We start from the raw sequence: 21038 nt of genomic DNA on the forward strand, positions 1-21038 counted from the left end.
CCACCTTGGCCAGCGCGTGCGGCAGCCGCCGGTCGCGGCCCATCGCGAAGAGCAGCCGGCCCGCCGCCGCCTGGCCCGCGAGGGCGGCGAAGGCGGCCCCGATCGCCTTGCTCACCGCGACCAGGTCGTGCAGCCAGCTGCCGACCGACGCGTCCACCGTGTCGTAGAAGGCCGAGCCCTGCGCGACCGGCTTCGCGGCCAGCTGGGCGGACGACATCGGCTCCAGGACCGCCGCCAGATACGACTGCACGATGAAGAGGACACCCGCGAGGACCAGGCAGAACAGCACCGCCCTCGCGACCTTCGCCGATCCGCCCGTGACCTCTTCGGCGAACGAGGCGATCGCGTCGAAGCCCAGATACGACAGCACCGCGACCGACACCGCCCCGAGCACCGCGGTCAGCGAGAACCCCCCGTCGCCGGAGAAGGGCGTCAGCCAGCCGCGCTGCGCGCCGTCCCTGACGAGCACCACGATCGCGGCCACCACGAACACTCCCAGGACCGCGATCTCCAGCATGAGCACCGCGAAGCCGACCCGGGCGGCCGCCCGTACGCCCCACAGGTTCAGCGCCGTGGTCACCACCACGGCGATCGCGGTCCACACCCACCGCGAGACCGAGGGCACCAGCGAGTTCATCGCGATCCCCGAGAAGAGGTACGCGACGGCCGGAATCAGCAGATAGTCGAGCATCGCCATCCACCCGGCGATGAAGCCCGGTCCCTGGCCGAGCCCCTTGCGGGCGTACGCGAAGACCGAACCGGCCAGCGGGACGACCCGCACCATCTGGGCGTAACTGAACGCGGTGAAGGCCATCGCGATCGTCGACACGATGTAGACGAGCGCGACGGCGCCGTGCGACTTGGCATCGAGGGTGCCGAAGATTCCGACCGGGGCCATCGGAGCGATGAAGAGCAGCCCGTACACGACCAAGTCCCGGAACCCAAGATTCCGATGGAGTTCCGGCGTCGCACTGCTGCCCGTACCACTGCCGGTACCACTGCCCGCACCGCTGTCCGCACCACTGCCCGCGGCCGTCTCGTCAGAAGTCATGGCATCAGTCTTCCCACAAGTACGCAGCCCGTCCCGGCTGACGCGGCCCGGGTTCCGCCGCGACCGGCGGCGGGCCCGCCGGCCCACGGTCCGCCGCGGGGCAGGCCGTTACGATGGACGGCATGACTGCTACGCCCAGCCCGTCACCCGCCGCCACCCCGACCGGAGACGCCGCGCGGGGCAGCGGCGCCCGCCGTGTCCTGCTGGCCGCCCCGCGTGGGTACTGCGCGGGTGTGGACCGCGCCGTGATCGCCGTCGAGAAGGCCCTTGAGCAGTACGGCGCGCCGGTCTACGTCCGCAAGGAGATCGTCCACAACAAGTACGTCGTACAGACCCTGGAGAAGAAGGGCGCCGTCTTCGTCGACGAGACGCAGGAGGTGCCCGAGGGCTCCATCGTCGTGTTCTCCGCGCACGGCGTCGCCCCCGTCGTCCACGACGAGGCCGCCCAGCGCAGCCTCGCCACCATCGACGCCACCTGCCCCCTGGTGACGAAGGTCCACAAGGAAGCAGTCCGCTTCGCGAACGACGACTACGACATCCTGCTGATCGGTCACGAGGGCCACGAGGAGGTCGTCGGCACCAGCGGCGAGGCGCCCGAGCACATCACGCTCGTCGACGGCCCCGAAGACGTCCCCAACGTCACCGTGCGCGACGAGTCCAAGGTCGTCTGGCTCTCCCAGACCACGCTCTCCGTGGACGAGACGATGGAGACGGTCGACGCGCTCAAGGAGAAGTTCCCGCAGCTGATCTCGCCGCCCAGCGACGACATCTGCTACGCCACGCAGAACCGCCAGACCGCGGTGAAGCAGATGGGCGCCGACGCCGACCTGGTCATCGTGGTCGGGTCCAAGAACTCGTCCAACTCGGTACGGCTGGTCGAGGTCGCCCTCGGCGCCGGCGCCCGCGACTCGCACCTGGTGGACTTCGCGGACGAGCTGGACGAGGCATGGCTGGAGGGCGTCACCACGGTCGGCGTCACCTCGGGCGCCTCCGTCCCGGAGATCCTGGTCGACGGCGTACTGGAGTGGCTCGCCGCCCGGGGCTTCGGCGACGTGGAGATCGTGAAGGCGGCCGAGGAGTCGATCACCTTCTCGCTCCCCAAGGAGCTCCGCCGCGACCTGCGCGCCGAGGCCGCCGACCTGTCGGGCAAGTAGCCGCGGGAGTGCCGGACACACGGAGATCGGTGGCCGGGGCGACCCGGCTGCCGTACCGGCGCGTGACGGACGGCTCCACCGCGTGACGGAGGGCTCCACGCCGTAACGTGGAGTCATGCAGATCTTCGGTGTGGATATCGGCGGATCCGGGATCAAGGGCGCTCCCGTTGACCTGGACCGCGGAGACCTGGCGCAGGAGCGCCACAAAGTGCTGACCCCCCATCCGGCCACGCCCGACGGTGTGGCCGACGGGGTCGCCGATGTCGTCAGGAACTTCGACTGGTCGGGCACGGTGGGGATCACCTTCCCCGGCGTGGTCACCGACGGCACGGTCCGTACGGCGGCCAATGTCGACAAGAGCTGGATCGGCGTCGACGCGGGCAAGCTGATCGGCGGCAGACTCGGGCTCCCGGTGACCGTACTGAACGACGCCGACGCCGCCGGCATCGCGGAGATGACCTTCGGGGCCGGCCGCGACCGCAAGGGCACGGTCATCCTGCTCACCTTCGGTACGGGAATCGGCTCGGCGGTCTTCCGTAACGGCGCCCTGGTCCCCAACACCGAGCTGGGCCACCTCGAACTGCACGGCCACGACGCCGAGACGCGCGCGTCGACCAAGGCCAAGGAGGACGAGGACCTGAGCTGGCACCACTGGGCGCACCGGGTGCAGAAGTATCTGGAGCACGTGGAGATGCTGTTCTCGCCCGAGCTGTTCATCATCGGCGGCGGTGTGAGCCGCAAGGCCGACAAGTTCCTGCCCCTGATCGAGGGGATCCGGGCCGAGATCGTGCCGGCCCAGCTGCAGAACAACGCGGGCATCGTGGGCGCGGCGATGGCGGCGTCGAGCCGCTGAGGCGGGGACGGCGGGACGGGGCAGGGCTGGCCGGGCCGGGGGCGGCGCGTCGCCTGACCGCCCCGCCTGGCCGGTTCAGCGGTAGCGCCGCCGGATCATCCGGACCTTCCGTACGGTGGCGATCACCCCGGCGATGAGCGTCCCGCCGTACAGCCAGCCGGCATTCAGCGCGAGTGTCGTGACCACGGCGACGATACGGCCGCCGGCCCCACCGGTGCCCCCGGCGATCGGCAGCGAACCGACGGCGAACGAGATCGGCACGCTGATCGGCGCGGTGACCAGGTCGGCGGGGCGTACCCAGAGCGCGGTCAGCGCCGCGACAGGCAGGAACAGCAGCCCGTACATCAGCGGCCCGCCGTCGAACAGCAGCCAGTCCACGCAGCCGAGCAGGAACATCACCGCGGCGCCGAAGATCCCGCCGCCGAGACCGGTCAGCCGGGGGTTGGGGAACCGGCGCAGCGCGATCACCACCGGCGCCGGGCGGGCGGCCCGCACCGGGGCCGCCCGGTAGACGGCCGCCGGTGCGGACCCCGCGATGCTGCTCTCGGACGGACCGTCGGCCTGAGTCGTACGAATCCTGGGTCGCTGCTCCACGTGACCAAAGTAGGTCGCAAGGCGGGAGGAATCCGGCGTTGGACACGCGCTTTGGGCGAGCTTGGCGATCAGTTCGATCCGACGGGGCGCGGGGACCCGTGCGACACGCCCGTAAACTGGGGGATCGGCCCACCCCCGGGCCGGTACATCAGCTCTCGCTACGGGAAGTCGCCAACGTGTCGCTCACGATCGGAATCGTCGGTCTGCCGAATGTCGGCAAGTCGACCCTGTTCAACGCCCTGACCAAGAACGACGTGCTGGCGGCCAACTACCCGTTCGCCACCATCGAGCCGAACGTCGGCGTGGTCGGGGTCCCCGACAGCCGCCTCGCCGTGCTGGCCGAGGTCTTCGGCTCGCAGAAGGTCATCCCGGCGACGGTCGACTTCGTCGACATCGCGGGCATCGTCCGGGGTGCGAGCGAGGGCGAGGGACTCGGCAACAAGTTCCTTGCCAACATCCGTGAGTCCGATGCGATCTGCCAGGTCATCCGGGCCTTCAAGGACGAGAACGTCGTGCACGTCGACGGCAAGGTCTCGCCCAAGGACGACATCGAGACGATCAACACCGAGCTGATCCTCGCCGACCTCCAGTCGGTGGAGAAGGCGGTCCCGCGCCTCCAGAAGGAGTCCCGCCTCCAGAAGGAGAAGGTCGCGGTACTGGCGGCCGTCGAGGAGGCCCAGAAGATCCTCGAAGCGGGCACCACGCTCTTCGCGGCGGGCATCACGGCCAACACCGAGAAGGGCCGCCTCCTCCACGAGCTGCACCTCCTCACCACCAAGCCCTTCCTGTACGTCTTCAACGTCGACGAGGACGAACTGGTCGACGAGGACTTCAAGAACGAGCAGCGCGCCCTGGTGGCCCCCGCGGAGGCGATCTTCCTGAACGCCAAGATCGAGTCCGAGCTGATCGAACTCGACGACGCGGAGGCACTGGAACTCCTCCAGTCGATGGGCCAGGAGGAACCGGGCCTGGCCACCCTGGGCCGCGTCGGCTTCACCACCCTGGGCCTCCAGACCTACCTGACGGCAGGCCCGAAGGAGTCCCGCGCCTGGACGATCAAGAAGGGCGCCACGGCCCCGGAGGCGGCCGGCGTCATCCACACGGACTTCCAGAAGGGCTTCATCAAGGCCGAGGTGATCTCTTTCGCCGACCTGGTCGAAACGGGCTCGGTGGCCGAGGCCCGCGCCAAGGGCAAGGCCCGGATGGAGGGCAAGGAGTATGTGATGCAGGACGGGGATGTGGTGGAGTTCCGCTTCAACGTGTGATCGCGGAATTTCTGTGCCGTGACGCGGCTTCCCGGGCGTGCCGGTTTGGCCGGATGTGCGCCCGGTAGCCTGCGGCACTTCTTCGTTCGACGGCACTCGACGGCACTGGCCAACGCGGGCCGCCTGCCCGCCCCGTCTGGTCCTGAGCGCTGTCCTGCGCGGGGCCCGCTCCGCGATCCGGGCGGCCGGCGATGACCGGCCGGGCGGCAGCCGTGCAAGGCGGTCATGTCCGTGACGGAGCCGGGGCTGACCGACACGACCCCGTGAGCATTCCTTGTTCCCCGTAGTTCCCTGCCGTGCGGGCCCGGACAGGAAGACGGGGTAGCCCCCGGAAGGGGCGCGTCCGCGGCGAACTCGTTCGTCAGGAACAGCAGATCGCCCAGCGCCGCCGGATGCTCGACCAGTTCCTCTCGGGAACCGCGCCCCCACCGGCCGGGCAAGCAACGCTGCCGCTCCGCCTGAGGCGTTCGACGCACCTCGGGTGGTACGGGCCTCGGGCCGTTCGGCGGGGAGTTCTGACCTTTGCATCTATAAATCAGATCGCCTGCAACTAAAACATCTGTTGGACAGAACTCAGGGCGCGCCCCCAGGATTCCTCACGCGGTAGCTCGTAGCACGGTCGACGCGACACCGGGACGGACTGCCGCAGGAGTGGAGGTTGAAGTGCCGAGTGAAGAGACCGAAGTGGTCGTCGTCGGGGCGGGCCAGGCGGGTGTGGCCATGAGTGAGCACCTGGGCGTTCACGGCGTACCGCACGTCGTTCTGGAACGGCACCGGATAGCCGAGCGGTGGCGTTCGGAGCGGTGGGACTCGCTGGTCGCGAACGGGCCCGCGTGGCACGACCGGTTCCCCGGGCTGGAGTTCTCCGGTGTCGACCCTGCTGCCTTCGCTTCGAAGGAGCAGGTCGCGGACTACTTCGCCGCGTACGCCGAGAAGATCGGTGCCCCGGTCCGGTGCGGTGTCGAGGTGACCTCGGTGCACAAGCACGAGGGGCGGCCCGGCTTCCGGGTCGAGACGTCCGAAGGTCCCATCGACGCGCGCTACGTCGTGGCGGCGACCGGACCGTTCCAGCGGCCCGTGATCCCGCCCATCGTCCCGGACGGCGCCGTCCCAGTACAGATCCACTCCAGCGGGTACCGCAACCCGGAGCAACTGCCCGATGGCGCCGTCCTCGTGGTCGGGGCCGGATCGTCCGGCGTGCAGATCGCCGACGAGCTGCGGCGGTCCGGCCGCCGGGTCTTCCTCTCCGTCGGCCCGCACGACCGTCCGCCCCGCGAGTACCGCGGGCGGGACTTCTGCTGGTGGCTCGGTGTGCTCGGGCGCTGGGACGCGGAGACGCCTCCGCAGGGGGCCGAACACGTCACCATCGCGGTCAGCGGCGCCCGCGGCGGCCACACCGTGGACTTCCGCGCGCTGGCCGCCGACGGCATCGAGCTGCTGGGCATGACCGGCTCCTACGACGACGGCGTACTGCGCTTCGCGCCGGATCTCGCCACGAACATCGCGCTGGGCGACGCCAAGTACCTCGAACTCCTGGAGGCGGCCGACGCGTACGTCGCACGCAACGGGCTCGACCTTCCCGCCGAGCCGGAGGCGCACGTCCTCGGCCCTGACCCGCAGTGCGTCACCGAACCCCGACTGGAGCTCGACCTCGCCGCAGCCGGTGTCACCTCCGTCGTCTGGGCGACCGGCTTCGCCGCCGACTACAGCTGGCTGGAGGCCGACGCGTTCGACGAGAACGGCCGGCCGGTGCACCGACGCGGAGTGTCACCCGAACCCGGCGTCTACTTCCTGGGCCTGCCCTGGCTGTCCCGCCGCGGGTCGAGCTTCATCTGGGGCGTCTGGCACGACGCCAGGTACATCGCCGACCACATCACCACCCAGCGGGGCTACCTCGCGTACGGCGCCCATGGCCGGGCCTGCCCCGTGCCCGCGACAACGCAGAAGAACTGAGGAGCAGTTGATGACCTCCACGAGTGAGGGCCGTCCCGCGAACCGCCCCGCGAACCACCCGGTGAAGGCCCCGATCGTCGCCGGCGGGCACACCCGGATCCGGCCGTTCAACACCCGCGACACCTACCCCGAGCAGAACCTCTCCAACGACCTCTGCCAGGCCGTCGTGGCCGGTAACACCGTCTACGTACGGGGTCAGATCGGCCAGGACCTCGACACCAGCGAGTCGGTGGGTGTCGGTGACGCCGGGGCCCAGGCCGAGCAGGCCATGGCCAACATCAAGATGCTGCTCGAAGAAGCGGGCAGCCGTATGGAGCACCTCGTCAAGCTGACGATCTATCTGATCGACCCGCGCTACCGCGAGGCGGTGTACCGCGCGGTGGGCCGCTGGACCGAGGGCGTGCATCCCATCTCCACCGGCCTGGTCGTGTCGGCCCTGGCCCGTCCGGAGTGGCTGTGCGAGATCGACGCCATCGCGGTGCTCCCCGAGGAGGTGCAGGCATGACGTTCTCCCTGGTGGTACGGGACGGTGAGCGGTTCGGTATCGCGGTCAGCTCGTCGAGTCCCGCGGTCGCGGCCCGCGTCGCCCATCTGCGGCCCGGTGTCGGCGCGGCGGCTTCGCAGAACGTCACCGACCCCACGCTCGGCACGAGCCTGCTGGCCGGGCTCACCGAACACGGTGATGCGCAGCGCGCCCTTACCGGTGTCACCGGTGCGGCGCGCAACGCGGAGACCATCGAGCACCGGCAGCTCACGGTGGTCGGCCGCTCCGGCCCCGGATTCGCCTACAGCGGCTCGGGGACGCTGGGCACCTACGCGTCGGCCACCGCGGACGGTGCGGTCGCGGCGGGCAACATGCTGGCCGGCGAGCACATCCCGCGCGTCCTTCTCGACGCCTACGCGGCGGCCGACGGCGAGCTGGAGGAGCGGCTGGTCGCCGCCCTGCGTGCCGCCGTCGAGGCCGGCGGTGAGGTGGGCCCCGTGCACTCCGCGGGCCTGGCCGTCGTCGCTGACGTGGGCTGGCGGGTGACCGACCTGCGCGTGGACTGGGCCGACGACCCCGTCGACCGGCTCGCGGAACTGCTCGACGTGTGGCTGCCGCAGCGCGACGACTACGTACGGCGCGGACTCGACCCCGCGGCCGCCCCCTCGTACGGCGTCCCGGGTGATCTGTGATGAGCGCGCCCGAAGCTGGGGTGGGAGGGTCCGAACCCGTGGTGGGTTCACCCGAATCCGTGGTGGGCGGGTCCGAACCCGTGGTGGGCGGCCTCCGACCCGTGGTGGGTTCACCCGAATCCGTGGTGGGCGGGTCCGAACCCGCGGTGGGCGGGCCCGACCCCGTGCCGGGCACGTCCAGGTCCGTGCCTGGCGCGTCCAGGTCCGTGCCTCGCACGTCCGGGTCTGCGCCGGGTGCGTCCAGGTCCGTGACGGGTGTGGCCAAGTCCGTGACGGGTGTGGCCAAGTCCGTGCCGGGTACGTCCACGTCCGTGCCGGGCACGCTCAAGGACGCCGCGCGGCGTGAGATCGACCGGCACACCGACGAGCTGATCGGTCTCTCCGAGCGTCTGTACGCCGATCCGGAGACCGCCTGGGAGGAGCACCGGGCAGCCGCCGCCGTGCCGGAACTGCTGGACCGCGCCGGTTTCCAGGTCACCTCTTCCTACCTGGGTCTGGACACGGCGTTCCTGGCGCGGTTCGGCAGCGGACCCACCCGGATCGCGCTGTGCGCCGAGTACGACGCGCTGCCCGGCCTCGGCCACGCCTGCGGGCACAACCTCATCGCGGCGAGTTCCGTCGGCGCCGCCCTCGGTCTCGCTGCCGTCGCCGACGACGCCGGCCTCACCGTTGAGGTCTACGGGACACCCGCAGAGGAGGGCGGCGGCGGCAAGATCGAGCTGCTCGACCGCGGGGCCTTCACCGGGGTCGACCTCGCCATGATGGTGCATCCAGCGCCGGTGGACGTCGCGGAGGCACAGCCCTTCGCGGTCAGCCACTCCAAGATCTCCTACACCGGGAAGTCCGCCCACGCCGCCGCCTACCCGGAAGCCGGGATCAACGCGGCCGACGCCTTCACGGTGGCCCAGGTCGCCATCGGCCTGCTCCGCCAGCAGCTGCCGGCCTCCGCCCGGGTGCACGGGGTGGTGACTCACGCGGGGAGCGCTCCGAACGCCATCCCCGAGCTGGCGACCGGACGTTGGTACGTACGGGCCGAGACGCTCGCCGAGCTGGCCGAGCTGGAGCCCCGCGTCATGCGGGCCTTCCAGGCGGGGGCCCTCGCGACCGGGACCAGCGTGGAGATCGAGCCGGAGAGCAAGCCGTACGCGGAGTTCCGCGCCGACGAGACCGCGCTCGGCCACTACCGCCGTAACGCCGTCGCGCTCGGCCGCGAGTTCGCCCCGCCGGGCCAGGCCGCCCGGATGAACCGCGCCTCCACCGACATGGGCAACGTCTCCCAGGTGGTTCCGGCGATCCACCCCTACATCGGGATCGGGTCGCTGCCCGCCACCAACCACCAGCACGAGTTCGCCGCGTTCTGCGTGGGCGGAGAGGCACAACGGGCCCTGCTCGACGGCGCGGTCGCACTGGCCTGGACCGGCATCGACCGGGTCGTCCCGGACGAGGGAGGCGCGAATGCCCGCCCCTGACACCGGCGCCAGGACGACCGGGGCCGAGACGGCCACCGATGCGGTCGCGCTGCGCAGAAGCGTTGCCGCGGGCGCCATCGGTGTGTTCGTGCACTGGTTCGACTGGGCCGCGTACGCCTATCTCGCCGGTACGGTCGCGACCGTGTTCTTCCCGGCCGAGGACCGCACCACAGGACTGCTCGCCGTGTTCGGCGTGTTCGCCGTGTCGTTCGGCATCCGGCCGATCGGCGCCATGGTCTTCGGACCGCTCGGCGACAGGATCGGCCGCAAGCGCACCCTGTCACTGGTCATCTTCATGATGTCCGGCGCCACCCTGACGATCGGCCTGCTTCCCGGTTACGGGACGATCGGCATCGCCGCCCCCGTGCTCCTGCTGGTGCTGCGCCTGATCCAGGGATTCGCCGCGGGCGGCGAGTTCGGCAGCGCGGCGAGCTTCCTCGCCGAGAGCGCCCCGCGGCGCCGTCGCGGATTCGGTGTCAGCTGGCTGGAGGTCGGCTCCCTGCTGGGGTTCCTCTCCGGCTCGTTCGTCTTCCTGCTGCTGTCGGCGGGGCTCGACGGCCACCAGCTGACCTCCTGGGGCTGGCGCATCCCCTTCCTCGTCGCCGCGCCGCTGGGCATCATCGGCTTCATCATCCGGAACAAGATCGAGGACACCCCCGAGTACCGGTCGCTCGAAGCACATGACCAGGTTCCCCGCAGCCCCGTACGGGAGCTGCTCCGCTCGGAGAAGCGCCAGTTGCTCCAGGCGGCGGGCCTGATGACCGCCATGCATGTGCCCTTCTACACGGTGCTGACGTACCTGGTCACCTACGAGACCGACCACCTGGGCCGCTCGGCCGACAGCGCAGCCCTGCTGACCACTGTGATCTCGCTGCTGGGGCTGGTGCTCGTCCCGGTGTTCGGGCATCTGTCGGACCGTGTCGGACGTAAACCGGTCTTCGTCGGGGCGACGGGGGCCCTCCTGGTCGCCGCCGTCCCCGCCTTCCTCGTCATGCGGACCGGACCCGCCGGAACGTGGGTGGGGGGCCTGCTGCTCGGTGTGATGCTGGCGGCGATCCTCGGCACCTACGCGGTGTGGTCGGCGGAGCTGTTTCCCACCAGGACCCGGCAGAGCGGTCTGTCCATCGCGTACAACATCACCGCCGCTCTCTTCGCGGGCACGGTGCCCTATGTGATGACCGTGCTCATCTCGGCGACCGGCAGCACGCTGCTGCCCGGCTTCTATCTGATGGTGTTCGCCGTCGTCGGGCTCGTCGCGGCCCTGTCCCTCCAGGAGACCGCCGGTTCCGCCCTGCTGCGTCCCGAGGACGTACCCGACCCGGCCGCCGGGAAGGTGCCGGACCGGGCCACGCTCTGAGGGCCGCACGGTCCGGAACGGGAGGGGCCGGCCGGCCGCCGCCGCATAAGCTCATGGGCGGACACGGACCGACCGCGAGGCGCAGGGAGCACAACATGACGTCACCGGTGGGCTTCACCCTCGTCCAGCTCCGCTACTTCCTCGTGGCGGCGGAGCGCGGTTCGATGACCGCGGCGTCGGCCGAGCTGAACATCGCGCAGTCGGCGGTGTCCACTGCCATCCACAATCTTGAACACGACCTGCGGGTGCAGCTGTTCATCCGCCGCCGAGGCCGGGGACTGGTCCTGACACCGGCGGGGGAGAGGCTGCAGCACCAGGCCCGCGAGCTGCTGGCCCGTGCGCGCGAGGTCGAGGGGGAGGCGCGTGGCAGCGGGGAGACACTGTCGGGGCCGGTGACCGTCGGGTGCTTCGTCACGCTGGCGCCGTTCTACCTGCCCGCCCTGTTCAGCGAATGCACCAGCCGTTACCCGGCGATCGAGATGGACGTGGCGGAGGCGGAGGCCGAGCAACTCCTCCAGGCGCTGCACGCGGGACGCATCGACTTCGCGCTCACCTACGACCTCGGCCTGTCCGCCGATCCGGGACTGCGCGGGGAGACCATCGCCCGCTTCCCGGCCTACGCCATCGTCCACGCCGGTCACCGGCTGGCCGGCCGCGGCACGGTGAAGCTGGCCGAACTGACCGCCGAGCCGCTGGTCCTGCTCGACCTCCCCTACACACGCGACTACTTCCGGGCGCTCGTGGCCGACAGCGGCACCGCACCCGACGTGCGCTACCGCACGCAGAGCTATGAGACCGTCCGCTCCATGGTGGCCGAAGGGCTCGGCTACTCGGTGCTGAACCAGCGGCCGGCGACCGGGCAGACCTACGGCGGGGAGGTCGTGGAGCTGGAGCTGAGCGACAGGCGCCCGCCGCTGGAGCTGAAACTGGCAACGGTGCAGGGCGTGACACAGACCCCCCGGGCCCGCGCCGTCATGGAACTGCTGCGCGGGATCGCGACCCGACGCGGCGCGCGACGGACTGACGCGGGCCGGGCCGGCCAGGGCGGGTGATCCGCACGTGACCGCGAGGCTGAAACCCGCTCGACCTGGTCCGCTCCTTGCGGAGATCATTGGGTATGGAATTTCTCTGCTACCACCGGGACCGGCCCGGATCCCTGCCGCTGCGCGAGCAGTTGGGGGAAGAGCACTGGGCGTACATGGACCGGTACGAGAAGGAGATGGTCGCCCGGGGCCCGACCCTCGCCGACGACGGTACGCCCACCGGCAGCATGCACATCGTCAGCCTGCCCGGTCCCGCCGCCGCCCGGTCGTTCGCCTTCGACGAGCCGAACTACCAGGCGGGGGTCTACCGGGACGTACTGCTGCGGCGGTGGCGCAACACGCTGGGCCGCACCATGTGGGACTTCCCCGGCGGCCGCACCGGCGGAGACCGGTATCTGGTGCTCGGCCTCGGTACCGGCCGGGTGGCCGCTGACCTCGCGGTGCCCTCCGGCCGGGACGAGCTGATCGCCTACGGGCCGCTGCTGTCCGACGACGGCGACACGTGGCTGGGTACGGCGGCTCTGGTACGGGCGGCGGACCCGGAGGCGGCGCGGGCCGTCCTGACGCGGGACCGGTACGCCGCTGTCGAGGTGCACAACTGGCAGTTCGGCGGGCGGCCGTGACAACCGGGGCGGCCGTTACCCGCGACGACCGGGGACGGCAGGTACCCGCGACCACCGGGGCGGCCGTGACGGTCGTGACCGCTGGGGCGGCCGTTGATCACTGGTGCGGCCGTTGACCACCGGGACGGCCGTGACGCCGCCTCGGGACCGCGGGCCCCCGGGCCCCGGACCTCGGACCGCCGGCCCGGACCGCGGGCCCCGAGGGTCACAGCAGCCGCTTACGGCCCCGGACGACGACGAACGCGACGGCCGCGGCCGCGACGGCGAGCATGATGCCCGCTCCGAGCCACTGCATCGTGTGCATCTGGGACACCGGGAGGTAGTCGATGGACCAGCCCACGACGTGCTTGGACTCCAGGCAGGCGGTGTGCGCCTTCTCGTTGTCCGGCGCGTCGAGACAGGTGGTCCAGTCCAGACGGCCGCCGGAGCTGGTGGCGAAGTAGGTGCCCTGGCCCAGCTGTTCGGCCTGCGCGGGCAGCTTCGGCCGCGGGGCACCGGGCCCGACGCCCTTGTCGGTGCTGACGGTCACGACGTGCCCCAGGTCCAGCCGGAACCGGTCCCAGATCACGTCGATCGCCACGACGACGCCGAGCGTGACCACCATCGACACCAGGGTGCGGCGCAGGACCATCCCGACCGCGGCGCCCACGGTGAACGTGAGCAGGGCGTAGGCCACCGGCGTGACCCCGGTGATGTTGAAGAAGGAGGTCCAGACCAGGGTCTCGGCACGCCCCTTGACCGGGCTCCACCACCAGTCGAACACCGCGCCCAGCACAGCGGTGGACAGGGCGAGCAGCGCCGCGGGCATGGCGAGCTTCATGGTGAGCCACCGCAGCCGGCTGACCGATTGCGAGGTCACCAGCTTGGCGGTGCCGGACTCCAGGTCGCCCGCGATGAGCGGGGCGCCGAGAAGTACACCCGCCAGGACGGGTACGTACCCCAGATAGCTCCCGAAGCTGAACAGCCGGTCCGTGTACTTCTCGAAACCGGGCGGCAGGCCGGTGGAGTTGTGCGAGGACGCGTCCTGGGCGTTGACGTAGTCCATCATCTGGCCGCGCAGCAGGACCATGACGATCACACCGACGAGGGTGAGCGCGGTGAGGGTCCAGAACGCGGCGCGGTGCTGGCGCCAGACCAGCCAGGCCGTGCCTCGCAGCCGGAGGCCGCTCTGCCGGGCAGTCCCTCCGTTCAGCGGCCGCCCGCCGGGCGTCGGGCGGGCCGGGTCGTGAGTGAGCGTGGTGGTCATGCGGTCACAGCCTTCTGCCGGTCGCGGGTGAGGATGTCGTGGATGTCGCCGGCCTGGGCGCTGGGGGCGATCAGCGGGGGTGCGTCGGGCGAGCGCAGATAGGCGAGGAGCAACTCCTCCAGGGTGGGAGGCTCGCCCCGGCCGTTGTCCTGGCCCTGCCGGCCGTACCCGGCCTGCCCGCCGTGCTCGACCGGTCCGCCGAGCCGTACGAGGACACCCGGCCGGTCCCCGTCGCTGTGGGACTCGATCACCGTGTGCGGTGCGACGGCGGGGTACGGGCCGCCCGGCGGGGCCGGGAACAGAGCGTGTGCGGCGCGCAGTTCGGCCACTTCGCCCGCCAGGCGCAGACTGCCGTTCGCGATGACGAGGAGGTAGTCGCAGATCGAGTCGAGCTCGGCGAGCATGTGCGAGGACACCAGCACCGTCGTGCCGTGCTGGGCGGCCTCCGCCGTCAGCGCGGCCATGAGTTCGCGGCGGACCAGCGGATCCAGATCGGACATCGGCTCGTCGAGGATGAGCAGGTCAGGGCGCTTTCCGAAGGCCAGCGCGAAGGCGACGCGGGTGCGCTGACCGCCGGACAGCGTCCCGGTCTTCGCCGACATCGGCACCTGGCCCGCGCGGACGATGCCCTCGGCGACCTCCTGGTCCCAGCGGGGGTTGAGTTCCTGCCCCAGGCGCAGGGTCTCGGCCACCGTGAAGCGCCGGAACAGCGGCTTCTCCTGGGTGAGGAACGCGGTACGCAGGACCGCCTCCGTCGACCCCGGCTCGGCGCCGAGCACCCGCAGGGAGCCGGTCGTCGGCCGGATCATGTGGGTGGCCAGGCCCATCAGAGTGCTCTTGCCCGCGCCGTTGGGGCCGACGAGGCCGCACACTCGCCCGGCCGGCAGCCGGAAGGAGACCTCCCGCAGGGCCCAGCCGCGCCGGTACTTCTTCCCGAGCCCCTGGGCCTCGATCGCCGGCCCGGCGGCGGGGGGTACGGACCCCGGTCCGGTTCCGTGGTGCATCGCTGCGTGGTCCATGTGCGGGCTCCTGTGTGTGGGGACGTGGGTACGTGGGCGGGCGCCTGGGCGTAGGAGGGCACGCCTGGGTGCGGGAGGACAGCCGGCCGGAATCCCGGCCGGAGTTTGACGCCGTCCGGGGAGGGTGATCGGATCATTCGTGCGCCGCCGCCCGGTGGACACGACTCTCCTCCGCCGCGACCTGCGGCGGATCGGGCGAAAGACAGATCATGCGCGGCCGGATCCGACTTTCGGCCGGTCGGCGGGAGGGGCAGGGAGCGGGATGACGGAGGTGGCGGACGGGGCAGCCGTGCCCATGGCCACACAGGGCTGGGGGCGGTTGCGGGTACCGCCCGTCACGGTGTGGCTGCTGCTGGTCGTGGCCCTGCTGGGCCTGGTCCTGCTCGACTTGGGGGCCGGCTTCTACTGGATCGCGCACCACGGCCCCGCCAAGCTGATCGGCGCGCTGCTGGCCGTCGGTCTCGTCGTCGCCTCGCCCCGGCTCAGCAGCCGGACGCTGCCGATGGCCGCCTGCGCGCTCGCGGTCGTATCGCTGGGTCTCTCGTTCTGGCTGCACCTGGAGATGCGGGCCAGTTCGCAGGCGATGGGGTTCGCCGAACCGGCGTCGCTGGTGTGGCTGCTGCTGCTCGTCGCCCGGCGGGGCAAGCCGTCTTGGGCGGCGTCGGCCGTCGTGGCGCTGTCCATGGCGATCGTGCTGCGGCCGGTGTCGGTCTCGGTGCGGCAGTCCACCACCATCCTGGCGCTGCTCTTCGCCCTGGCGGCGGTCACGGCGTTGGGTATCGGCCTCGGGACGCGCCTGCTCCTCGTGGACAGGCGGCGGCAGGCGGCCGCTCTCAGGCTGGAGCAGCGGACCGAGTTCGCCAGGGACCTGCACGACTTCGTCGCCCACCATGTGACCGGCATCGTCGTCCAGGCGCAGGGAGCCCAGGCGATGGCGGACAGGCGGCCCGAACTGGTGCCGCCCGCGCTGCGGCGGATCGAGCAGGCGGGCTCGGAGGCACTGACATCCATGCGGCACATGGTGGGGATGCTGCGCGACGCCGAAGGGGAAGTGACGCTGACACCGCTGGCGGGCATCGGCGAAGTACGGTCGCTCGTCGAGGAGTTCTCGGCCGTCGGCGGCGCCCGGGCCCGGCTCGAACTGGAGGGGACCTTCGACGGTCTGCCGGTGGAGGTGTCCACCACCGCGCACCGGGTGGTGATGGAGGCCCTCACCAACGTACGCAAACACGCCCATGGATGCACCGACGTACGGGTGCAGGTGGGCCGTACCGGAGACCGGATCACCGTACGGGTCACGGACGACGGGCGGCCGCGCCACGTCTCCCACAGCGGCTTCGGGCTGAAGGGCCTGGCCGAGCGGGTGGGCCTGATCGGCGGCAGCGTCCAGGCGGGCCCCGTGACGGCCGGCGGCTGGGGCGTCGAGGCGACGCTGCCGCTGGCCGCGGCAGGGGTGGCGGCCTCATGACGATCCGGGTGCTGATCGCCGACGACCAGGCCATGGTCAGGGCCGGGTTCGCGATGATCCTCGCGGCGGAGGACGACATCGACGTGGTGGGCGAGGCCGCGGACGGGGTGTACGCCGTGGAACTCGCCGAACGCCACCGGCCCGACGTGGTGCTGATGGACATCCGTATGCCGCGGATGGACGGGCTTGAGGCGCTGCGCAGGCTGACTCGCCCCGGCACCGTGAATCCGCCGAAGGTCGTGGTGGTCACGACGTTCGACGACGACGAGTACGTCCAGCGCGCCCTGAGCGAGGGCGCCTCCGGCTTCCTGATCAAGGACTCGGGCCCCGCCCTGCTGGTCGAGGCCATCAGGGCGGCCGCATCCGGCGAGGCGCTGGTGAGCCCGGCCATCACCGTCCGGCTGCTGCGGCGCCTCAACAGCGCCGCGCCCGCGCCCCGGGAACCGCACACCGCGCTCTCCGTACGGGAGAAGGACCTGGTACGTCTGGTGGCCCGGGGACTGACCAACGCCGAGATCGCCGCCGAACTGTCCATCTCGGTGGGCACGGTGAAGACTCACCTCGGCAATGTGCAGATCAAACTGTCCGCCCGCAACCGGGTGGAGATCGCCGCCTGGGCCTGGGAGTCCGGCCTGGTCGACGGGCGGGGATAGCCTCAGCGGGGGCGGGCTGTCCCGTCCGGCGCGGGGAGCCGCAGCTGGACGGTGTTGTCGGACAGCGGCAGGCGCGGATTCCCGTGGACCTGGCGGGGACGCGCGGTGCGGGGCAGACAGATGCGCAGCGGGGGCTCGGGGTCGCGCGGGCCCGGCGGTGGCTGGGCCGCGGAGGCACCGGCAGCCGTACGGACGCCGGGCAGAGCCGGGTCCTGGGCCCACGCCGGATCCGGCGCCCGAGCCGTACCCGGGGCCCACGCCGTACCCGGGGCCCACGCCGGGCCCGGAGCCCGGGCCGGATCTGGAACCCAGGCCGGATCTGGACCCGGACCCGGACCCGCACTCGGAGCCGACCGCCACATGAGGGACCGGGGCGACCGCCAGTGGTAGCGGAGTGTGAGCAGACGCAGCGCGAACGCCGCGAGACCGGTGCCCAGAGCGGTGGACAGCGACAGCATCCCCGCCGCATGCAGAGCGGTGACCGCGACCGCCCCGGCCACCGCGGGGGCGGCGGCGAGATCCTGGTCCCAGCGCAGGACCGCGGGGATCTCCCGGGTCAGTACGCTGCTGACGGCTCCGCCGGCGACGGCCGTGGCGATCCCCAGCGCGCACGAAGGCAGCGGCGCGAAGCCGTGGTGCAGGGCCTTGAGCGTGCCGGTCACGCTGAACAGCGCGACGGCCGCGGCGTCCAGGACCTCGCACACCATCGGGTTCCGCTGGGCGGCGTGGCTCGTGTACGCGAGGGCCGCCGCCGCCATGGGCGCCAGGGCGTATCCGAGGTCGGTGAACGCGACGGGCGGCACCCCGAGCACCGTGTCGCGGAACAACCCACCGCCAAGACCGGTGATTTCGCCGAGCACCACGGTCCCGAAGATCCCGAAGTCCTTGCGGATGGCGAGCAGACAGCCCGACAGCGCGAAGGCGAAGATGCCGACGAGATCCAGCGGATAGTGCACATCTGCGTTCAGTTGATGCATGGGGTCTTTCCGGGAGGAGCGGTCTTCGGTGCGCGGCAGGGGGAGTTGGCCCTCTCCCTTTGATACGCGGCGGGCCGAGTTGGTTCGCTCTCTTCAGGACCTGGTGCGTACGGGTCGCGTGAGGCCGCGCGGCGAGCGGCGGATCCGGCGTCCCGGGCGGGTGGTTCAGCGGACGGCCACCGGGCTGACGGGGGAGCCGACCCCGCCGCTGATGCGCAGGGCGGTGGCCGTGAGGAAGAAGTCCCAGGTGCCGTCGGCGGCGCAGGCTGCGGCGAGTTCCTCCAGATTCCACATCTCGCCGAGCATCATGCCCATGTCCCTGATCAGGATGGCGTGCAGAGGCACGAGACCGTCCGTGCCCGGCAGGACCTCGACCCCCCAGTTGTCGCTCGCCACCATCGCCAGTTCGCGGTCATGGATCCAGGTCGCGCACTCCGGCGCGAGTCCAGGCTCGGCGTTCAGCCAGCCGCGCCAGCCCTCGGTGAGCCCCTTGCGCAGCCAGCCGGTGCGGACGAGCAGGGCGTCGCCGCTTCCCAGCCTGGTTCCGGCGGCTTTCTCGGCGCGCTCCAGGTCGGCGATGGTGAGGGCGCGGCCGGGCTCCAGCCAGGGTCCGCCGTCGAGTGAGGCGACATCGAGGAGGACGCCGCGGCCGGTGAAGCCGGGGAGCGTGGCGTCGATGGCGTTCCGGGTCGCTCCGCGGCCCGGGGTCACCGCCTCGACCGGTACGCCGTTGTAGAAGGCGCCGTCGTATCCGACGTGGGTGAGTCCGTCGAGCTGGGTGCCGGACTGGAGCGGCATGGTGATGAAGTCGTCGCTGATGACGACGCCCTCCGGCGCGGAGAAGTCGTACGGGGTCATCGTCATGGTGTGCACGGGGTTGATCCGCCTCAGCCAGCCGGTCTGCGGCCCGCTGTCGCCCACCGGGATGCTCAGCTCGTACCGCAGGCCGGTCCGTACGGCCTTGAGGGCCTGCTTCACGGTGTCCGGGGTCACGAAGTTGAGGGTGCCCCTCTCGTCCTCGTCGCCCCAGCGGCCCCAGTTGGACAGCTTCCGGCCGGTTTCTTTGAACGCGTAGTCAGCCATGTCGTGCCTTTCTCGTCGGGGGCCTGTGGCGCTCGTGGTGGGACGGGCGACGGGCCCGGGAGGCATCAAAAGTGCACTCATTGCACTCTCGGCGCGAGAGTACTCTGGGGGTGCAATGAGTGCAAAAGACCTGTTGGGCGACTTCGGCAGACACCTCGACAGGCACTGCGGGATGCACCTCGACATGCACTGCGACAGGCACCTCGGCACATCCCGACACCTCGGCACATCCCGACATCAGGACAGGACGGAAGCGTGACTGAATCCCGGCGACAGGAACCGAGCCGGCGCGAGTACCGGAAGCGGGCGACCGCGGCGCGGCTGCGCGATTCGGCGACCAGGCTGGCCGGCGGACAGGGGGCGGACCGGGTGACCATCGACGAGATCTGCGCCGACGCCGGAGTCTCCCGCCGTACGTTCTTCAACCACTTCGCGACCAAGGACGAGGTCTTCCTCGCCTGGGACGCGTCCGACGACGCCTATATCGCGGGCCTCATCGTGGACAGGCCCCGGTCCGAAAGTGCCGTGCGCGCCGCGGTGTGGGCCATGACGACCACCGCCTTCGCCCCCGAGCCCGGCAGCAGGGCGACCGTCGTCAGGGAGGTCATGGCGAACCATCCGGATGTGGCCGCGCAGGCCACCCAGCTCACCCGCAAGGTGGTCAGGGCCGTGGAGGCAGGCATCGCCGAGCGCCTCGGCCTGCCCGTCGACGCCCACATCGTCCGGCTCGGCGCCGTCACCGCCGTCGCGGCGCTCACCGTCACGATGAACCCGACGGGCACCGGCGAAGCCGAACGGGGGCGGCTCCTGGAGGAGACCTGCCGCATCCTGGACCAGGGGTTCATGGGCGTCCGCCCCTGAGGATGTCCAGCCTGCGGGTGTCCAGCCCCGAGGACGTCCAGCCTGCGGGTGTCCAGCCCCGAGGATGTCCAGCCTGCGGGTGTCCAGCCCTGCGGGTGTGTCCCGGTCCGCCGGGGGCCGTCAGCTCATCGAAGCCCCGGCGGACTCCTCCACGGGTTCGGTTACGGGCCCTGCGGCCCCACGGCGCCGAATTTCCCCGCCGGGTGTCCAGGTTTCCGTACGGCTCCCCGGCGCGCGGCCCGCTCCAGTGTGTGCAGCGCGAACAGCAGGACGCCGATGTCGTCCAGATAGACCGGGTCGGGGAGCAGGTCCACCGGGCTGACGGTGTAGATCAGCGCACCCCAGAAAGCGAGCTTGTTCTGGAGGGGGATGCCCGCGTCGCGCAGGAGGCGCCGGGCGCGGAACAGGCGTACGGCGAGGACGACCGTGAGCGCCACCGTCGCCAGGAGCACGAGCGCGATGACCGCCAGCAGCGCTTTCGAGTGGAAGTCCATGGCTGTACGGGTACCCGGCGGCCGGAACGCCACGCGCGGGGCGGGGGTCGTCACGGTGCGGTGCGGTGGGCGGCCGGATAGGTGGACAGGGAAACTTGCAAGGCTTCCTGTCTATCTCTTACGGTGGCGCCATGGCCACCTCCCCCCACCACGAACCGAGTCCCGAGGAACCGAGCCCCGAGCAGATCGCGGCCGAGCTCTCGGTCGCGCTCGGACGCGTGGCGCGGCGGCTGCGGCGGACGTCCCCCGGGCTTGAGCTGACGCACTCGCAGCGGTCGGCGCTCTCCCTGCTGGACCGGGAAGGGCCGATGACCACGGCGGCGCTGGCCCGCGCCGAGCTGGTCAGACCGCAGTCCATGCGGCTGACCGTCAGCGCCCTGGAGACCCGGGACCTCGTGGAGCGGACCCCCGACCCGACCGACGGACGGCAGCACGTCATGTCGGTCACCGATCTCGGCCGCCGCACGCTCGAAGGCGTACGCGCCGACAAGCAGGGCTGGCTCGCGCTCGCCATCGGCGAGGAACTGGACCCGGCGGAGCGGCGCACGCTCACCGACGCCGTCGCGCTGCTCGACCGGCTGGTGCAGAGGTGACGGGGCCCGGCGATACGGAGGCAGGTCCGGGGGCGGCGGGTACGGGTACTCGTACGGAGACGGGGGCGGGGGCACCGTCGGCCACGGGTACGGACCGCAGCACAGG

The 21038-nt window shown here is 71.4% G+C and carries 21 protein-coding genes; 14 read left to right on the top strand and 7 right to left on the bottom strand.

Features of this window, described 5'->3' with window-relative positions:
* Positions 1 to 1051 (bottom strand): APC family permease (locus G3I19_RS15120; RefSeq protein ID WP_164264108.1); only part of this gene is annotated, 1051 nt, incomplete at its 3' end.
* A gap of 122 nt (positions 1052 to 1173) precedes the next feature.
* On the opposite strand from G3I19_RS15120, the gene G3I19_RS15125 reads away from it, so the two are divergent.
* Together G3I19_RS15125 and G3I19_RS15130 are read left to right on the top strand one after the other, a co-directional pair.
* Positions 1174 to 2205, top strand: coding sequence for a 4-hydroxy-3-methylbut-2-enyl diphosphate reductase (locus G3I19_RS15125; protein WP_164264109.1), 1032 nt, complete (start codon positions 1174 to 1176; stop codon positions 2203 to 2205).
* Positions 2206 to 2320: 115 nt separating this feature from the next.
* Positions 2321 to 3058 (top strand): ROK family protein, encoded by a 738-nt coding sequence (locus tag G3I19_RS15130; protein WP_164264110.1) that lies wholly within the window; start codon positions 2321 to 2323, stop codon positions 3056 to 3058.
* Positions 3059 to 3133: 75 nt separating this feature from the next.
* Here the strand turns inward: G3I19_RS15130 and G3I19_RS15135 are convergent, their stop codons facing one another.
* Positions 3134 to 3553 carry a DUF6542 domain-containing protein gene (locus tag G3I19_RS15135; protein ID WP_343235110.1) on the bottom strand — a complete coding sequence of 140 codons (420 nt, stop codon included), beginning with the start codon at positions 3551 to 3553 and terminating at the stop codon, positions 3134 to 3136.
* A 275-nt stretch (positions 3554 to 3828) separates the two neighbouring features.
* On the opposite strand from G3I19_RS15135, the gene ychF reads away from it, so the two are divergent.
* The 8 genes from ychF (at position 3829) to G3I19_RS15175 (ending at position 12538) form a co-directional block, all read left to right on the top strand.
* Positions 3829 to 4917, top strand: coding sequence for a redox-regulated ATPase YchF (gene ychF / locus G3I19_RS15140; protein WP_164264112.1), 1089 nt, complete (start codon positions 3829 to 3831; stop codon positions 4915 to 4917).
* A 663-nt stretch (positions 4918 to 5580) separates the two neighbouring features.
* Positions 5581 to 6870 carry an NAD(P)/FAD-dependent oxidoreductase gene (locus G3I19_RS15145; RefSeq protein ID WP_164264113.1) on the top strand — a complete coding sequence of 430 codons (1290 nt, stop codon included), beginning with the start codon at positions 5581 to 5583 and terminating at the stop codon, positions 6868 to 6870.
* A 10-nt stretch (positions 6871 to 6880) separates the two neighbouring features.
* On the top strand, positions 6881 to 7375 hold the full coding sequence (locus tag G3I19_RS15150) for a RidA family protein (protein WP_203599599.1): 495 nt from the start codon (positions 6881 to 6883) through the stop codon (positions 7373 to 7375).
* Positions 7372 to 8046: a DUF1028 domain-containing protein gene (locus G3I19_RS15155; protein WP_164264114.1), complete on the top strand. Its 675-nt coding sequence runs from the start codon at positions 7372 to 7374 to the stop codon at positions 8044 to 8046. The genes G3I19_RS15150 and G3I19_RS15155 overlap by 4 nt, the downstream gene beginning before the upstream one ends.
* 257 nt (positions 8047 to 8303) lie before the next feature.
* Positions 8304 to 9515 (top strand): M20 family metallopeptidase, encoded by a 1212-nt coding sequence (locus G3I19_RS15160; RefSeq protein ID WP_343235108.1) that lies wholly within the window; start codon positions 8304 to 8306, stop codon positions 9513 to 9515.
* Positions 9502 to 10872 carry an MFS transporter gene (locus tag G3I19_RS15165; RefSeq protein ID WP_164264115.1) on the top strand — a complete coding sequence of 457 codons (1371 nt, stop codon included), beginning with the start codon at positions 9502 to 9504 and terminating at the stop codon, positions 10870 to 10872. Before G3I19_RS15160 ends, G3I19_RS15165 begins: the two co-directional genes overlap by 14 nt.
* A gap of 95 nt (positions 10873 to 10967) precedes the next feature.
* Positions 10968 to 11924, top strand: coding sequence for a LysR family transcriptional regulator (locus G3I19_RS15170; protein WP_164264116.1), 957 nt, complete (start codon positions 10968 to 10970; stop codon positions 11922 to 11924).
* Positions 11925 to 11989: 65 nt separating this feature from the next.
* A complete protein-coding gene (locus tag G3I19_RS15175) occupies positions 11990 to 12538 on the top strand; it encodes a YciI family protein (RefSeq protein WP_164264117.1) in 549 nt (182 codons plus the stop codon).
* Positions 12539 to 12743: 205 nt separating this feature from the next.
* On the opposite strand, the gene G3I19_RS15180 is transcribed toward G3I19_RS15175, so the two are convergent.
* Both G3I19_RS15180 and G3I19_RS15185 read right to left on the bottom strand, forming a co-directional pair.
* Positions 12744 to 13784: an ABC transporter permease subunit gene (locus G3I19_RS15180; RefSeq protein ID WP_164264118.1), complete on the bottom strand. Its 1041-nt coding sequence runs from the start codon at positions 13782 to 13784 to the stop codon at positions 12744 to 12746.
* On the bottom strand, positions 13781 to 14788 hold the full coding sequence (locus G3I19_RS15185) for an ABC transporter ATP-binding protein (RefSeq protein WP_203599605.1): 1008 nt from the start codon (positions 14786 to 14788) through the stop codon (positions 13781 to 13783). Before G3I19_RS15185 ends, G3I19_RS15180 begins: the two co-directional genes overlap by 4 nt.
* 277 nt (positions 14789 to 15065) lie before the next feature.
* On the opposite strand from G3I19_RS15185, the gene G3I19_RS15190 reads away from it, so the two are divergent.
* Together G3I19_RS15190 and G3I19_RS15195 are read left to right on the top strand one after the other, a co-directional pair.
* Positions 15066 to 16271, top strand: coding sequence for a histidine kinase (locus G3I19_RS15190; protein WP_164264120.1), 1206 nt, complete (start codon positions 15066 to 15068; stop codon positions 16269 to 16271).
* Entirely contained in the window at positions 16268 to 16924 is a 657-nt protein-coding gene (locus G3I19_RS15195) for a response regulator transcription factor (RefSeq protein WP_164264121.1), read from the top strand. The genes G3I19_RS15190 and G3I19_RS15195 overlap by 4 nt, the downstream gene beginning before the upstream one ends.
* 2 nt (positions 16925 to 16926) lie before the next feature.
* Here G3I19_RS15195 and G3I19_RS38280 read toward each other — a convergent pair whose 3' ends face one another.
* Positions 16927 to 17901 carry a TRIC cation channel family protein gene (locus G3I19_RS38280; RefSeq protein WP_164264122.1) on the bottom strand — a complete coding sequence of 325 codons (975 nt, stop codon included), beginning with the start codon at positions 17899 to 17901 and terminating at the stop codon, positions 16927 to 16929.
* A gap of 165 nt (positions 17902 to 18066) precedes the next feature.
* On the bottom strand, positions 18067 to 18984 hold the full coding sequence (locus G3I19_RS15205) for a cyclase family protein (protein WP_164264123.1): 918 nt from the start codon (positions 18982 to 18984) through the stop codon (positions 18067 to 18069).
* 255 nt (positions 18985 to 19239) lie between these two features.
* On the opposite strand from G3I19_RS15205, the gene G3I19_RS15210 reads away from it, so the two are divergent.
* A complete protein-coding gene (locus G3I19_RS15210) occupies positions 19240 to 19845 on the top strand; it encodes a TetR/AcrR family transcriptional regulator (protein ID WP_164264124.1) in 606 nt (201 codons plus the stop codon).
* A gap of 161 nt (positions 19846 to 20006) precedes the next feature.
* On the opposite strand, the gene G3I19_RS15215 is transcribed toward G3I19_RS15210, so the two are convergent.
* Positions 20007 to 20339 carry a YkvA family protein gene (locus tag G3I19_RS15215; RefSeq protein ID WP_164264125.1) on the bottom strand — a complete coding sequence of 111 codons (333 nt, stop codon included), beginning with the start codon at positions 20337 to 20339 and terminating at the stop codon, positions 20007 to 20009.
* Between the two features lie 131 nt (positions 20340 to 20470).
* Between G3I19_RS15215 and G3I19_RS15220 the strand changes: the two genes are divergently transcribed.
* Positions 20471 to 20932, top strand: coding sequence for a MarR family transcriptional regulator (locus G3I19_RS15220; RefSeq protein ID WP_164264126.1), 462 nt, complete (start codon positions 20471 to 20473; stop codon positions 20930 to 20932).
* The last annotated feature ends 106 nt before the right edge of the window (positions 20933 to 21038 follow it).

Source organism: Streptomyces sp. SID10853, assembly GCF_010548145.1.
GTDB lineage: Bacteria > Actinomycetota > Actinomycetes > Streptomycetales > Streptomycetaceae > Streptomyces.